The 15375-nt window shown below is 40.9% G+C and carries 13 protein-coding genes; 11 read left to right on the top strand and 2 right to left on the bottom strand.

Annotated features, from left to right (window positions below; translation table 11 throughout):
* Positions 1-7 precede the first annotated feature (7 nt).
* The 7 genes from allD to ABIE66_RS14845 all read left to right on the top strand — a co-directional run bounded on the left by allD (position 8) and on the right by ABIE66_RS14845 (position 7210).
* Complete coding sequence (allD, locus tag ABIE66_RS14875; RefSeq protein ID WP_289325270.1) at positions 8-1018, top strand: ureidoglycolate dehydrogenase; 1011 nt, start codon at positions 8-10, stop codon at positions 1016-1018.
* A 9-nt stretch (positions 1019-1027) separates the two neighbouring features.
* On the top strand, positions 1028-2047 hold the full coding sequence (locus ABIE66_RS14870) for a zinc-binding alcohol dehydrogenase family protein (RefSeq protein ID WP_370015270.1): 1020 nt from the start codon (positions 1028-1030) through the stop codon (positions 2045-2047).
* 13 nt (positions 2048-2060) lie between these two features.
* Complete coding sequence (locus ABIE66_RS14865; protein WP_370015269.1) at positions 2061-2681, top strand: bifunctional 2-keto-4-hydroxyglutarate aldolase/2-keto-3-deoxy-6-phosphogluconate aldolase; 621 nt, start codon at positions 2061-2063, stop codon at positions 2679-2681.
* A gap of 12 nt (positions 2682-2693) precedes the next feature.
* Complete coding sequence (uxuA, locus tag ABIE66_RS14860) at positions 2694-3770, top strand: mannonate dehydratase (protein ID WP_370015268.1); 1077 nt, start codon at positions 2694-2696, stop codon at positions 3768-3770.
* Positions 3767-4603: an SDR family oxidoreductase gene (locus ABIE66_RS14855; protein WP_289325266.1), complete on the top strand. Its 837-nt coding sequence runs from the start codon at positions 3767-3769 to the stop codon at positions 4601-4603. The genes uxuA and ABIE66_RS14855 overlap by 4 nt, the downstream gene beginning before the upstream one ends.
* A gap of 206 nt (positions 4604-4809) precedes the next feature.
* Positions 4810-5811, top strand: coding sequence for a LacI family DNA-binding transcriptional regulator (locus ABIE66_RS14850; protein ID WP_370015267.1), 1002 nt, complete (start codon positions 4810-4812; stop codon positions 5809-5811).
* Between the two features lie 157 nt (positions 5812-5968).
* Entirely contained in the window at positions 5969-7210 is a 1242-nt protein-coding gene (locus ABIE66_RS14845) for an MFS transporter (protein ID WP_289325265.1), read from the top strand.
* Between the two features lie 100 nt (positions 7211-7310).
* On the opposite strand, the gene ABIE66_RS14840 is transcribed toward ABIE66_RS14845, so the two are convergent.
* A complete protein-coding gene (locus ABIE66_RS14840) occupies positions 7311-8189 on the bottom strand; it encodes a helix-turn-helix domain-containing protein (protein WP_370015266.1) in 879 nt (292 codons plus the stop codon).
* Between the two features lie 199 nt (positions 8190-8388).
* Between ABIE66_RS14840 and ABIE66_RS14835 the strand changes: the two genes are divergently transcribed.
* The 4 genes from ABIE66_RS14835 (at position 8389) to ABIE66_RS14820 (ending at position 13535) form a co-directional block, all read left to right on the top strand.
* Entirely contained in the window at positions 8389-9894 is a 1506-nt protein-coding gene (locus tag ABIE66_RS14835; protein ID WP_370015264.1) for a UxaA family hydrolase, read from the top strand.
* A gap of 31 nt (positions 9895-9925) precedes the next feature.
* Positions 9926-10939: a zinc-binding alcohol dehydrogenase family protein gene (locus tag ABIE66_RS14830; protein WP_370015263.1), complete on the top strand. Its 1014-nt coding sequence runs from the start codon at positions 9926-9928 to the stop codon at positions 10937-10939.
* An 83-nt stretch (positions 10940-11022) separates the two neighbouring features.
* On the top strand, positions 11023-12510 hold the full coding sequence (locus ABIE66_RS14825) for a tagaturonate reductase (RefSeq protein ID WP_370015262.1): 1488 nt from the start codon (positions 11023-11025) through the stop codon (positions 12508-12510).
* A 320-nt stretch (positions 12511-12830) separates the two neighbouring features.
* Complete coding sequence (locus tag ABIE66_RS14820; protein WP_370015261.1) at positions 12831-13535, top strand: TerC family protein; 705 nt, start codon at positions 12831-12833, stop codon at positions 13533-13535.
* Positions 13536-13725: 190 nt separating this feature from the next.
* Here the strand turns inward: ABIE66_RS14820 and ABIE66_RS14815 are convergent, their stop codons facing one another.
* On the bottom strand, positions 13726-15207 hold the full coding sequence (locus tag ABIE66_RS14815) for an aldehyde dehydrogenase family protein (protein ID WP_370015259.1): 1482 nt from the start codon (positions 15205-15207) through the stop codon (positions 13726-13728).
* Positions 15208-15375: the final 168 nt, after the last annotated feature.

Here is a 15375-nt window from a genome sequence, read left to right as displayed (position 1 = left end):
GGATAAAATGACAACAGTAACGATACAAGCTGAGGAAGCAAAACGATTAGTCATAAAACAACTGACCAAAGTGGGTTTAAATGAAGAAAATGCCGGAAAAATCGCGGAGGTATTGGTTCATGCCGATCTAAGAAATGTCAATTCCCATGGTGTTTTGCGAACGGAGCATTATGTAAACCGTTTACTGGCAGGAGGTATAAATCCCGATGCTCAGATTTCCTACCAAAAGACAGGGCCTGTTACCGGTGTGGTTGATGGAGATGATGGATTTGGGCATGTCATTGGCGAAGTGGCCATGGACCATGCGATTGAAATGGCCCGGAATAATGGAGTGGGCATGGTGACTGTTTTTAATAGCAGCCATTGCGGAGCACTAAGCTATTTCGTTCAAAAAGCCACTGATGCAAAGTTGATAGGCATTGCGATGTCACATACCGATAAAATTGTGGTCCCTTTTGGAGGAAAAACCTCATTTCTTGGTACAAACCCAATCGCTTATGGAGTTCCTGCTAAAACAAAGAAACCCTTTATCCTTGATATGGCAACTTCCCATGTTGCATGGGGGAAAATCCTTCAGGCGCGTGAAGAAGAAAAGGAAATCCCTGAAGGATGGGGAGTGGATGAAAATGGAGCTGCGGTCACAGATCCGAATAAAGTCGTTTCCCTTTCCACTTTCGGCGGCCCGAAAGGCTATGGTCTATCCGTAATTGTAGATGTGTTTTCTGGATTATTGGCAGGCGCGGCATTTGGTCCGCACATTGGGAAAATGTATGACGATCTTGATAAGAAACGGAAGCTGGGACACTATTTTTGTGTAATTAATCCTTCATTCTTTACGGATACCGATATATTTTTAGGACAAATGGATCATATGATTGAAGAACTGCAACAGGTTGAACCTGCTCCAGGGTTCGAACGCGTATATGTACCGGGTGAGATTGAACAGATCAATGAAGAAAAAAACCTGAAACAAGGTATAACGATAGCTGCAAGTGTTTATGAATTTCTTACAAAGTAGGTGGAAGAAATGAAAGCGGTTCAAGTACGTAAAGCTCATGAACTTATCATTCAAGAAGTGGAAAAACCCCGGATTTCGAACTCAACGGATGTACTTGTGAAAGTAAAAAGAGTCGGGATCTGTGGATCGGATATGCATATTTACCATGGTACGAATCCCCTTGCAACTCTGCCGCGGGTAGTTGGGCATGAGGTAGCGGGAGAAGTTGTGGAGATAGGTCAAGGTGTCGCGGGCATAAAAGTGGGGGACCACGTTGTTATTGAGCCAATCAGTTATTGTGGGGAGTGTTACGCTTGCCGTAAAGGTCGCCAAAATGTTTGTGAAAAACTGTCCGTTTTTGGCGTGCATGAAGATGGTGGGATGAGGGAATGGTTCGTCCTTCCCGAGAAACAATTACATGTTGTGGATTCCGCTTTAGCTTGGGAAGAAATAGTATTGGCTGAGCCTTATACAATTGGTGCACAGGCCGTTTGGAGAGGCGAAGTGGAGGAAGGGGAAACAGTGCTTATCCAAGGAGCAGGCCCTATTGGGATTTGCATATTAAAGATGGCAAAGCTTCAAGGTGCATCAGTGATGATCACGGATTTAAGTGATGAGCGTTTGGAATTCGCTAAAGTAAGCGGCGCAGATATTACCGTCCATGCGGGAAAAGAAGATGTTCAAAAGCGAGTACAGGAATGGACGAAGGGCGAAGGGGCCAACGTCGTCATTGATGCAGTATGCTTGCCGATGACATTTGAATTGTCATTCGATGTCGTATCAACGGCTGGCCGGATTGTCGTACTGGGTTTTGATGAACGTCCTGCATCCGTTTCCCAGCTGCCAATCACTAAAAAGGAAGTATCGGTAAAAGGATCTAGATTGCAAACCAACCAGTTCCCAAAAGTGGTCAAGCTGTTAAATGAAGGCAGACTAAGACATGAAGGTTTAGTTACCCATACATTTTCACTCGATGATATCCAAGAGGCATTTAATTTTGTTGAAAATCATCCTGAACAAGTTCGAAAAGCGATCATCGTTTTTAATTAAGGGGGTATGAGTTATGGATAAACATTCAATTATTCATCGAATAATGGAAACGAAAGTAGTGGCTGTTATCCGTGGGCAAGATGCAGGGGAGGCAGTAAAACTTTCGAAAGCAGCTGTGGATGGCGGTGTTCGGGCAATAGAATTGACTTACACAACTCCGGGAATTGAAGAAGCTTTCAAAGAATTGCAGAATCCGAATGCACTTTTAGGAGCAGGCTCGGTACTGGATTCTGAAACGGCACGACATGCGATTTTAGCTGGTGCCAATTTTATCGTCAGTCCCTATTTTGTCAATGGTGTTGCTGAGCTTTGTAATCGATATGGCATTCCCTATATGCCTGGTTGCATGACAGTTAGAGAAATGGCTATGGCATTGGAAGCAGGTTGTGATGTTATAAAATTATTTCCGGCAAACCATTTTGAACCTTCTTTCATCAAGTCGGTTAATGGTCCCCTGCCCAATGTAAGGATCATGCCAACGGGCGGAATTAATTTGGACAATATGAAGGACTGGCTGAATGCAGGCGCGGTATCAATCGGTATCGGCAGTGACTTGAACAAAGCCTATAAGAATGGCGGCTATGAGGCAGCAGTGGAGTTAAGCAGAAAATACATGCAGAAAATTGCGGAATGATGGAGGTGCATGATGAACATTACATTTAGATGGTACGGGAAAGACAATGATACTGTTTCATTGGAGCACATTAAACAGATTCCTGGAGTGAAAGGGATTGTCTGGGCACTACACCAAAAACCTGTTGGTGAGGTATGGGAAAAGGAAGAAATTAAAGAAGAAATCGAGTATATCCAATCATTTGGTTTTCACACGGATGTCGTGGAGAGTGTAAATGTCCATGAATCGATAAAATTGGGTAACGAAGATCGCATGATATATATAGAGAAATACAAAGAGACGATTCGCAATCTTTCGGAAGCTGGTGTGAAAGTCATTTGTTATAACTTCATGCCGATCTTTGATTGGACTCGGACGGAAATGTTCCATCCATTGGAAGATGGCTCAACTGCCTTATTTTATGAAAAGGCGAAAGTGGATACGTTAGATCCGCAAGATTTAATTCGTACTGTAACCGAAGCTTCAGATTTAACTTTACCCGGTTGGGAATCCGAAAAGATGGATCAAATTTCTGAATTATTCGAAGCTTACAAGGCTGTGGACGAGGAGCAGCTATGGGCGAATCTTGAAATATTCCTTAAAGAAATATTACCTGTTGCCGAGGCTTGCGGTATAAAAATGGCAATACATCCTGATGATCCGCCATGGTCCATTTTTGGCTTGCCAAGAATCATCACCGGAGAATCGAGTTATGAAAAACTGATCTCGATTTCGGATTCGCCGTCGAATGCGTTTACCATGTGTACAGGCTCGATGGGGGCAAACCCAAAAAATGATATGGTCCAAGTGGCTAAAAAGTATGCAAACCGTGCACCTTTCTCCCATATACGCAATGTGAAGATTTATGAAAACGGTGACTTTGTGGAAACGTCCCATCATACTCAAGATGGTTCCATCAATATACAGGGTGTTGTGGAAGAATTGAATAAGCAAAATTATACGGGTTATGTCAGACCGGACCACGGCCGCCATATTTGGGGAGAAGTTTGCCGCCCAGGTTACGGTTTATATGACCGAGCACTGGGAATCATGTATTTGCTAGGTTTATGGGATGCATATGAAGCTACTAAATTAGGTGAAAAATCATGATTCCCATCCATGAAAACCTAACAAACAGGGTAGCGGTAATCACTGGAGGCAGTGGTGTATTATGTTCCAAAATGGCTGTGGAATTGGCCCGTCATGGTGTCAAGGTAGCGATATTGAATAGAACGGCTGAAAAAGGGCAAGAAGTGGTCGAACTCATTGAACAATCTGGGGGCGCTGCGATATCCATCGCGACAGACGTTTTGGATAGAACTTCATTGGAGAATGCAAGGGAGAAAATAATAGAAACATTCGGTAGAGTTGATCTATTAATAAATGGAGCGGGAGGCAATCACCCTGATGCCATTACAGCTCCAGAGAAATATGGGGAAGAAGCGGAAGGAAAATCCTTTTTTGATTTGGATGAAAATGGTTTCTCTCAAGTTTTTGCCAGCAATTTCACCGGTACATTTTTGGCCAGTCAGGTTTTTGGAAAAGAGTTATTGCAAGTGGAAGCACCAGTTATCGTAAACGTATCTTCCATGAGCTCCTACGCTCCAATGACTAAAGTACCAGCATATAGTGCTGCCAAAGCTTCGATAAATAATTTCACCATGTGGATGGCTGTCCATTTTGCCGAAGAGGGTTTACGGGTGAATGCCATTGCTCCGGGATTCTTTTTGACGAAGCAAAACCGGGATCTGTTGCTTAACGAAGATGGGAGCATGACAAAAAGGTCTAATAAAATCATTACCGCGACACCAATGAAGCGTTTTGGTCAGCCTGAAGATTTACTCGGTACTTTGCTGTGGCTCGTTGATGAATCCTATTCGGGTTTTGTCACGGGAATAACGGTACCTGTCGATGGGGGCTTCATGGCATACTCAGGCGTCTAAATTCAGTTCCAATAAAAAAGCAATCAAGTGACCGGTTGTACATTAATTCAATTAGTTCCAGGGTAAGGGAAATTGACTTTTTTACTGCATCAGAAGGTGATTGTAAAGCTTTACTTATTATAATAAAATATTCCTTATATAAATAAGCCATATTGTTTTATGGCTTTAGGCAGAGAAATGAAAAAACACGACAGGAATGAATGAAAATGAAAACCATTACAATTACTGATGTCGCCAATCACGCGAAAGTATCAAAAAGCACGGTTTCCCAATACCTGAACAAGCGATACGAATATATGAGTGAAAAAACCAGGAAAAAAATTGAAGAAACTATAGAAGAGTTAAATTATCAGCCTAATATAATTGCGCGCAGTTTAAAACAAAAATCCACTTTTACAGTTGGGGTAGTGGTTGCCAACATCCTTCATACGTTTTCAACGCAAGTTATTAGAGCTATAGAAAACTACTTTTATGAACAAGGGTTCCATATTATCGTATGCAATGCAGATGATAATCCTGAAAAGGAAAAGAATTATATTGAAATGCTAAGAGCTAAACAAGTGGATGGGATCATCATTTTTCCCACAGGGGATAATCTGGATTTATATAAACGGATGAAGAGTGATCAATTCCCGATTGTTTTCATGGATAGGACGATCGAGGAATTAAATATTGCAACAGTCATGCTCGATAATCACCTTGCTTCCAAGTTAGCCATTGATCGGTTTGTTGAAAGGGGTTTTGAAAACATTGCAATCATGACCACTTCAATAATACGCGATATCAGTCCCCGAATCGAACGGATCCAAGGGTACAAGGATTCACTCGCGTCACATGGGATACCATTCAATTCTGAATATATTAAAACAGTGAACGTAGATGAAATTCCGAATGCACTTTCAGAATTTTTCGAATTGGTAAAGCCGCCTCAAGCCATATTGGCAGGAAATGATATCGTCCTTAATGAGGTATTGCGTTATATGAAACAGCACGAAATCAACATACCTGATGACATAGCGGTCATAGGAATCGATGATGTACCGTATGCCAGTTTCTATACACCGACCATCACAACGGTTAATCAGCCAGCCATTGAAATGGCCAACTTGGCAGCAGAGTTACTGCTTAGTCAAATCAATAAAACAGGAAATGAGGATACAAGTGTCCATCGCTTGAAACCGACTTTGCTTTCAAGGAATTCTTGTTAGAACCGGATGTAAGAATTCCCGTGAAAAAGAAAGCGCTTAATTGCGGGAATTCTAAACCGATTTAGTTATAGGTCATATAGGCTTTACTCTTGGTTATTAAATGGAAACGTTTCCAAAAATGCGTCTGCATTTATTGAAGCGTATAGGGGGGTACTTTATGTTTTCAAATGGTAGAGGAATGGTCATCGTTTTCTTGTTCTTGGCAGGGGTAATAAATTATCTGGACCGATCTGCACTGTCCATTGCGGCTCCGTTCATCCAAGATGATTTATCTTTAACTGCAACACAGATGGGAATTATCTTTAGTAGCTTTTCTGTTGGATATGCCATCTTCAACTTCCTTGGAGGAATGGCGTCCGATAGATGGGGTGCGAAGCTAACGCTTTTTGTTGCGATGATCGTTTGGTCTTTATTCAGTGGTGCACTTGTACTTGCTGTCGGTTTTGCGAGTATGATAGTCATCCGCATACTGTTTGGGATGGGCGAAGGTCCTCTTTCGGCAACAATCAATAAAATGGTTAATAACTGGTTCCCAGCGAATCAGCGGGCATCTATCGTTGGTTTAACGAATAGCGGGACACCGCTTGGTGGCGCAATTGCAGGTCCAATAGTTGGATTTATTGCGATCTCATATGGATGGAGAGTTTCTTTCATTGCCATTATGGTGATTGGTCTTATATGGGCGATTTGCTGGTGGAAATTCATTAAAGAAAAACCAGAAGAGTCAAAAGAACAGAAACTTACGGGGAAATCTTATGTAGCGGCAACATCGGAAGAAAAGGTGAAATTCACCTTTTATTTAAAACAAAAAACGGTTTTATTTACAGCTCTAGCCTTTTTTTCTTACAACTATATTCTCTTCTTTTTCTTAACTTGGTTCCCAAGCTATTTGGTGGATGCACGTGGCCTAAGTGTAGAAAATATGAGTATCATTACAGTGATTCCTTGGATTTTTGGATTCATCGGACTTGCTTTGGGTGGATTCGTGTCGGATTTCTTTTTTAAAAAATTCGCTCAAAAAGGTGTTTTATTCTCACGTAAGCTCGTACTTGTAACATGCTTGTTCTTATCGGCGGTATGTATCGGTTTTGCCGGACTTGTATCCACAACGCTCAGTGCGGTTACACTTGTCGCACTTTCCGTCTTCTTCCTATATTTGACTGGTGCCATTTACTGGGCAATCGTCAACGATGTTGTCGACCCTGGTAATGTTGGATCTGTTGGAGGTTTTATGCATTTCTTGGCAAATACAGCAGGAATCATCGGACCGACTTTAACAGGATATATTGTCGATACCTCAGGCACATACACAGTTGCATTCTTGCTTGCAGGTGGATTGGCCATCGTTGCATCGCTTGCAGTCATCCGTTTTGTACAACCGATAGGAAAGCCTGCGTAATAGATTGTTAGAATGGAAGTGTCTCCCAAAGGAAATATCAAGGGAAGACACTTCCATTTTTAATCGATCGATATTTTTCCATGTTTATCAGACATGAATTTTACCATCCTAGCCCCATACGATTTTCTTTGCGAAATGCAGCAGGTGTCTTATCATTGTATTTTTTAAAGGTACGATAAAATTGTGGCATGCTTTCAAAACCACACATTTCAGCAATATTGGCAATGGTGTGATTCGTTTCCAGTAATAGTTCCTTTGCCTTGATGATCCTTTTCGTATTTAAATACACGATTAACCCAATTCCAGTCGTTTCCTTAAAAACTCTGCTGAAATGAGCGGGACTGACCAATGCTTTGTGTGCAAGTACCGTCAAAGATAATGGTTCACCCAAATGGTCATTAATATAAATTAAGATATCTTTGATCCATTCTGAACTATAGCTTTTGCCCTCAGTAAAATCTTGTTTGTCATTTATCCGGGTACGGTATAAATCAAGTATGATTTGGTGAACGACCAGCAAACAAGCATGTCTCGAACCCATTGAATGGCTAGTTGACTCTTGCAGGATGAGTTGGAGCTGTTCTTCAATCTTTACTTGTTTCTTTTGCGGCAAGGATATTTTATAATTCTTACTCTTTTTTGTTAGGTCAAACAAATGTAAATATGAAAAAGAATCATCAACCATATCTTTATATATTAATGTTGGACTGAAAAAGATAATGGTGGAGGTAACAGGATCGTCCTTGTTGGGTAATGCCCTATGAATGGTATTATTCGGGATCAGGAATACATCCCCTTGCTGCATATCATAAAACACATCACCGATAAAAAAGGTCCCATTACCGTTATAAACATAAACAATTTCATAATGGTCGTGCATATGATCTGACAATTCAGTCTGAGGACTTTTAGTATCTTGATAGACAAAAGAAAATGGGAAGAGTAAATCATGTTCTAATGGATTATGGGTTTTTTTCATTTCGTTCAGCTCCTGAAAATATAATACAACAAGAATGAGTATATTTATAGCAAAATATGCAATTTATATTTCAAATATTGATGTTAAAATGATAATAGATTCAATAGAAAGTATATTTAAACACAAAAATGAAAGGGCTTTCTAAACGTATTGACGTTTGCTCTTTGAACGTCATCACCCATGATAAGGAGGGGACAAAATGAATAAATTTGTTCAATTGCATTCAAATGATGATGTGGTTATTTCCTTGGAGGAGATTCATAAAGGACAGAGCCTCCAGATTCAAACAGAAGACAGCGGTATGATCCATATAAAGGCAAGTGATGACATTCCTAAAGGGCATAAGATGTCAGTGAAACCGGTAAAACGAGGGGGGGACGTAATCAAATTTGGCTACTCTATCGGAAAAGCTAAAGAAGATATCTCCATAGGGGATTGGGTTCACACCCATAATCTAGCATCCGGTTTGAAGGGTATATTGGATTATTCCTATAAACCTAGCATTCAAGATACAGAAGAGCCAAGTCAAAATCATACCTTCCAAGGATTTATCCGTGAAAATGGGGAAGTGGGTATCCGGAATGAAATCTGGATCATCAACACGGTCGGTTGCATCAATAAAACATGTGAAGTTCTAGCTAAAATGGGCAATGAGCAGTTTAAAGATCGCCAAATTGATGGGGTTCATAATTTTTCCCATCCCTACGGTTGTTCTCAATTAGGAGATGATTTGACCCATACCCAAAAGCTATTAGCGGCCTTGGCTCAACATCCGAATGCAGCCGGGGTTTTGGTTGTAGGATTGGGATGTGAGAACAATCAAATCGAGGCATTTAAAGAAGTAATAGGCGAATTTCCTCCAAATCGAATTAAATTTTTAAAAGCCCAAGAGGTTGATGATGAATTAGAGATCGGCTTACGTTTAATGGGAGAATTAGTGGAATATGCGGAAGGGTTCGTACGAATGCCCGTACCGGTTTCAAAGTTGAAAATAGGCTTGAAGTGCGGGGGTTCCGATGGTTTTTCAGGCATTACCGCTAATCCATTGGTTGGTGCGGTTTCCGACCTTATAGTAGAACAAGGCGGTACCACGATATTGACAGAGGTTCCTGAGATGTTTGGAGCGGAAACGATATTAATGAACAGGGCTAAGGATGAAGAAACCTTTAATAAAATCGTTGGCCTTATTAATGATTTCAAACAGTATTTCATCCGCCATGATCAGGAAATTTATGAAAACCCTTCACCTGGAAACAAGGAGGGCGGCATAAGTACACTGGAGGAAAAATCACTTGGATGCACGCAAAAAGGGGGCCATGCCACTGTAGTGGATGTAAGCCCATATGGTGAACGAGTAGTGAAGCATGGATTGAATTTGATCAATTCTCCCGGGAATGACCTGATTTCGGTGACGGCCTTGGCAGCAGCGGGCGCACATATCGTTCTATTCACCACAGGAAGGGGAACACCTTTTGGCGGTCCGGTGCCAACTGTAAAAATAGCTACGAATTCAGAATTGGCCGATCGTAAAAAGCACTGGATTGATTATAATGCAGGGCGGTTAATTGAAGGTCAAAAGATCGATGAATTAAAGGACGATTTATTCCAATACATCCTTGAACTTTCATCCGGTAAAAAGAAAACGAATAATGAAAAATTCGGTTATAAGGAGATAAGCATCTTTAAAGAAGGAGTCATTCTTTAATACATATCTCATAAAAAAGGAGTGTTAATCAGTGAAGACTATCGTTTGTGAACAACCTTTTGAATTTAAGATGATCGTGTCGGAAAAACCAGTTCCAAACCCGGGGGAAGCTTTGATTCGTGTGCGGCGCATAGGAATATGCGGTACTGATATTCATGCATATGGAGGTAATCAACCCTTTTTTAGCTATCCTCGAATACTTGGCCATGAACTATCCGGTTATATTGAATCCCTACCGGAGAACGCATCAGGATTGAATGTCGGGGATCAAGTATCAATCATTCCCTATATGGAATGTGGAAAATGCATCGCATGCAGAAATGGAAAAACGAATTGCTGTACGGATATGAAAGTGTTGGGTGTACATAAGGAAGGCGGTATGTGTGAATGGATTACGGTTCCTTATGATCATTTGGTGAAAACCGAGGGTCTTACACTTGACCAATCGGCAATGATAGAGCCTTTAAGTATAGGGGCCCACGCGGTCAGACGGGCTGCTATTCATAAAGGGGAATTTGCACTTGTAATTGGTGCTGGTCCAATTGGTTTGGGAGTCATGGCATTCGCTAAGGAACAGGGTGCGAAGGTGATCGCAATGGATGTAAATGATGAACGCCTTGCGTTTGCTGGCAAATGGGCAAATGTCGATTATTCTTTGAACGTATTGGAGAATCCAATGGAGAAATTAGCTGAATTGACAAATGGAGATATGCCCAGCGTCGTATTTGATGCGACAGGTAATGCTAAATCAATGATGGATTCATTTAAATTCCCTGCTCACGGCGGAAGATTGATATATGTAGGTTTGGTTAAAGCGGATATTTCCTTTAATGATCCTGAATTCCACAGTAAAGAGCTTACATTAATGGGAAGCCGTAATGCAACAAGGGATGACTTTGACTATGTCGTAAATACGCTGAAAAATGATAAGTTGGATATGAGTCAGTATATTACACACCGCACACATATGGATGAAATGATCAATCAGTTTGAAGGGTGGTTAACTCCTGAAGCTAAAGTGATCAAGGCCATTGTTGAAATATAAGTTTAAGGTTTCAGGTCGTAAGGACTACCACTTGAAATTGTATTCCGAATTGGATATTCCTATGAGAAAGGAGTTTTTTGGTCATGTACATGAATAAAGGTCACCTGAAGAGTCTGAGTAAAGATACAAAAGCTGTCCAAAATCAACATATGATGGATTTTCCCATAAAGGTATTGCAGATTGGGGAGGGGAATTTTCTCCGCGGCTTCTTTGATTGGATGATATATGAATGTAATAAACAAGGCCATTTCCTGGGAAGTATTGCTGTTACCCAGCCTCGTCCCGCTGGAAAAGGGAAAATAGAGGAACTAAAGCGGCAAGATGGACTGTATACATTAATGTTAAGGGGTTTCCACCAAGGTGAGAAAGTGGAACATCCAGAGATCATTTCTGTTTTTTCAAAGGTAATTGATCCTTATGATGAATGGATGGAATTTTTAACATTATCCGAAAACCCTGCATTGGAATTTGTAGTTTCCAACACGACCGAAGCAGGAATCAAATATCAGCCGATTCCTTTGGAAGAAGGAGTGCCGATTGAATCTTTTCCAGGAAAACTGACTGCATTTTTATATCGGCGTTATCTGCATTTCAACGGTGATGCGGAAAAAGGACTCATCATGCTACCTTGTGAGCTTTTAGAGAGAAATGGTGATTCATTGAAGGAATGTGTTCTCAAGCATGGCAGTGATTGGGGTTTACCAAAGCCATTCATGGAGTGGGTGGACCAGGACAACCTATTTTTAAACTCGCTTGTAGACCGTATCGTAACAGGATTCCCGGCTAATGAGTCGGAAAAACTATTTGAGGAATGGGAATATAAGGATACTCTCCTAAATACGGCTGAACCCTATCATTTATGGGCTATTGAAGGTGACCCTTCTATTGATGAACGTCTACCTTTACAAAAAGCCGGATTAAATGTGCGTTGGGTTAAAGATTTAGTACCTTATCAAATGAGAAAAGTACGGATTCTTAATGGTTCACATACCTTGATGGCTCCTCTAGGCATTTTATCTGGATTGGTAGAAGTAAAACAGGCAATCGATCATCCGGATTTCTACAGATACTTGAGCATGGCCATCGAAGAGGAAATAATCCCTACATTACCTTTTGCTCATAATGAGATGATGCTATATGGGAAAAGCGTTCTTGAACGATTTATGAATCCCTATGTACATCACCTCCTTGCCGATATTTCGCTGAATAGCATTTCGAAATTCAGGGTTCGTCTCCTGCCAACTTTAGAGGAATATTATAAGGCGAAAGGTAGCCTGCCTGACTGCATCGTACGAGGTTTCTCGGGCCTGATCCGATTTTATAAGGTTTACGAAGTGAATGGGAATTATATAGGTAAAAGCTTTACGGGTAAAGAATATGTCGTTAAAGACGATATAAAGACAATTGAATTTTTTAGGGAACATTGGCTTCGTTATGAGAGTAGAGATATTTCACTTTTACAATTGATAGAGGCCATCTTAAGTAATCAATATCTATGGGGGAAGGATTTGGGTTATATCAAAAACCTAGGAAACGAATTATGCCTAAAACTAGAAGGGATGATTGACTGAAATTATCCGTTGAAAGGTGATGGGCTAGGTAAAGTTCATGAATATTATTCCAATCTCTTATTTTTTACTTTATTTTATTTGTAATTTTGGTATACTGGATTAGTGATATTTTTTCTTGGTAGATTCCTAAGGGAAGATATCAAAAGAATTACATATTCTTTATTCCCGTGAAGGGGAGTAGCGTCAGGGATAACCTGAAATAAAGTCGTCATTACGTGGGATTCCACCGGCTTTATTGGCCTAATTCATTTAGTGCTTAGCGAGACCTTTGCCATAAATGGCAGAGGTCTCTTTATTTTTGTATAAAGGAGGAAAATGTGTTGGATTTTTTAACAGGTGAATTTATTTCAGGACTTTTAGCGATCATTATGATAGATTTGGTTCTAGCCGGTGATAATGCGATCCTTATTGGATTGGCTGCAAGAAAGCTTCCAAAAGATCAGCAAAAAAAGGTGATAATATGGGGAGCGGTCGGGGCAATAGTGATAAGGATCATCGCAACGCTGCTGGTTGTTTGGCTCTTAGAGGTGCCAGGACTGCATTTAATAGGGGGATTACTTCTTGTATGGATTGCTTATAAGCTCCTTATCGATGAAGAAGAACATGATTTGAAGCCTGCAGACTCTATGTGGGCTGCCATAAAAACTATCATTATTGCAGATGCATTGATGGGATTGGACAATGTCCTAGCGGTTGCAGGTGCTTCTCATGGTAACTTCACTTTAGTGGTGATCGGTTTACTTGTATCAATTCCAGTAGTGATGTATGGAAGCACTTTGATCCTGAAACTGATCGAACGCTTCCCATTCATCATAATAATTGGTGCGGGAATACTAGGCTGGACAGCTTCTAAAATGATCGTAGCTGAACCTTTCATGCACGACTACTTTACAAATCCCTTCATTAAATATGGATTTGAAGCAATAGTGGTAATTGGAATCCTGGTAGCCGGGATTTCAAGACAGAAAAATATCGAAAAAGAAAAAGCAAACAGAGAAAAAATGCAAATCGAACGTAATGGGTAATTAGCCTAAAGAGACCTTTCGAAAATGAAAGGTCTCTTCTTTTTGTCTATGTCATATAAGTACAAAACAAGAAAAAGGATGTACCAAAGTCCGCACTTTGGTACATCCTTTTGCGAATTAGCAAACGATAACATGCACTTCAATCATGATATCTTAGCCAAATGAGCATATGGAGCATTCACCCTATTTATTAGTTTAAGTTAATCCATACACTTTTGACTTCCGTATAATTATCCAAAGCATAACTGCCCATTTCCCGACCGATTCCACTTTGTTTATAACCGCCAAATGGGGAAGCTGCATCAAATGCGTTATAGCAGTTTACCCAAACTGTACCTGCTTTTAATTCATTAGCCATATAATGGGCTTTTTTTACATCCTGTGTCCATAAACCTGCAGCCAATCCATATTCTGAGTTATTTGCACGGTTTATCACATCATCCAAATCGTCAAAAGGCATCGCAGCTACAACAGGACCGAAGATTTCCTCTTTAGCGATTGTCATTTCGTCTTCAACGCCTGCAAATATTGTAGGAGTTACAAAATAACCCTCTCCTTGTCCGTAATTACCCCCGGTAACCACTTCAGCTCCTTCAGACTTTCCTTTTTCAATATAACCGCCGACTCTTTCCATTTGTTCACTGGATACCAAAGGACCTATCTGGGTAGATGGATCAAGACCGGCCCCTTGTTTAATGTTTTTTGCATGGGACACTAAGTCAGCTACCACGTTATCATAGGATTTCTTTTGAATGTACAGGCGGGAACCGGCACAGCAAACTTGTCCTTGATTAAACATGATGCCCATTAAAGCTCCAGGAATGGCTTTACTCATATCTGCATCCGGTAAAATGATATTAGGTGATTTCCCGCCTAATTCCAACGAGATTTTTTTCACGGTTCCCGAAGCTTGGCGCATGATCATTTTCCCTACTGAGGTTGAACCAGTAAAGGCAATTTTATCGACATCAGGATGGTCTACAAGCGGTGATCCTGCTGTTTCCCCGAATCCAGGTATGACATTAAGAACACCAGGAGGAAAACCGGCTTCAAGCGCCAATTGCCCTAAATATAATGCTGAAAGCGGCGTTTGCTCCGCTGGTTTTAAAACGATCGTACATCCGGTTGCAAGGGATGCACCTAATTTCCATGCTGCCATAAGAAGGGGGAAATTCCAAGGGATGATTTGTCCTACCACTCCAACTGCTTCATGACGGGTATAATTAAAGTAATTTCCTGCAACAGGAATTGTTTGACCCACTATCTTAGTGGTCCATCCAGCATAATAACGGAAGTGATCAATGGCGAGGGGGACGTCGGCATTAGTGGTTTCACCAATTGGCTTACCATTATCCAGGGTATCTAATTGTGCTAACGCTTCTTTATGATCCTCCATGAGGTCCGCTAACTTATAAATGAGGCGACTGCGTTCCGATGCACTCATTTTTTTCCAGGGACCGTTGTCGAAAGCCTTGCGGGCTGCTTTGACTGCTTTATCTACATCTTCTGGTCCTGCTTCACTCACAATGGCCAGAACCTTCCCATTTGAAGGATCGAGAGTCTCAAAGGTTTTTCCTGAAGCAGCTTCCACCAATTCCCCATTGATCAATAGCTTTTTAGTGCCCTTTAAGAATTCTTGCACTCGCGGATTAAGTTTAATAGTTTGTTCCATGTATAATACCCCTTTTCATATTAAAGTTCGATCATGAAAATCTGTCCGGACAATTGCGTTCTCTAAGTAAATGGATCAGGCATATGCTTATGTCTTCAATAAGAATTTCCCATTGGCTGATCTGTTGCATAAGGAAAACACTACCCAACGGAATACAAGGCTTTCGAC

Origin of the sequence: Peribacillus sp. B2I2 (assembly GCF_041261685.1) — a bacterium.
In the GTDB taxonomy this organism is placed as follows: Bacteria; Bacillota; Bacilli; order Bacillales; family DSM-1321; genus Peribacillus.
The sequence above is the reverse complement of the archived record's forward strand: the minus strand, read 5'-3'. Positions and strand labels throughout refer to the sequence as shown.

Excerpts from the sequence above, each read along its gene's own strand:
- allD (WP_289325270.1), top strand. The coding sequence starts at position 8 with ATGACAACAGTAACGATACAAGCTGAGGAAGCAAAACGATTAGTCATA.
- ABIE66_RS14850 (WP_370015267.1), top strand. The coding sequence starts at position 4,810 with ATGAAAACCATTACAATTACTGATGTCGCCAATCACGCGAAAGTATCA.
- ABIE66_RS14825 (WP_370015262.1), top strand. The coding sequence starts at position 11,023 with ATGTACATGAATAAAGGTCACCTGAAGAGTCTGAGTAAAGATACAAAA.
- ABIE66_RS14840 (WP_370015266.1), bottom strand. The coding sequence starts at position 8,189 with ATGAAAAAAACCCATAATCCATTAGAACATGATTTACTCTTCCCATTT.
- uxuA (WP_370015268.1), top strand. The coding sequence starts at position 2,694 with ATGAACATTACATTTAGATGGTACGGGAAAGACAATGATACTGTTTCA.
- ABIE66_RS14835 (WP_370015264.1), top strand. The coding sequence starts at position 8,389 with ATGAATAAATTTGTTCAATTGCATTCAAATGATGATGTGGTTATTTCC.
- ABIE66_RS14845 (WP_289325265.1), top strand. The coding sequence starts at position 5,969 with ATGTTTTCAAATGGTAGAGGAATGGTCATCGTTTTCTTGTTCTTGGCA.
- ABIE66_RS14865 (WP_370015269.1), top strand. The coding sequence starts at position 2,061 with ATGGATAAACATTCAATTATTCATCGAATAATGGAAACGAAAGTAGTG.
- ABIE66_RS14815 (WP_370015259.1), bottom strand. The coding sequence starts at position 15,207 with ATGGAACAAACTATTAAACTTAATCCGCGAGTGCAAGAATTCTTAAAG.
- ABIE66_RS14870 (WP_370015270.1), top strand. The coding sequence starts at position 1,028 with ATGAAAGCGGTTCAAGTACGTAAAGCTCATGAACTTATCATTCAAGAA.
- ABIE66_RS14855 (WP_289325266.1), top strand. The coding sequence starts at position 3,767 with ATGATTCCCATCCATGAAAACCTAACAAACAGGGTAGCGGTAATCACT.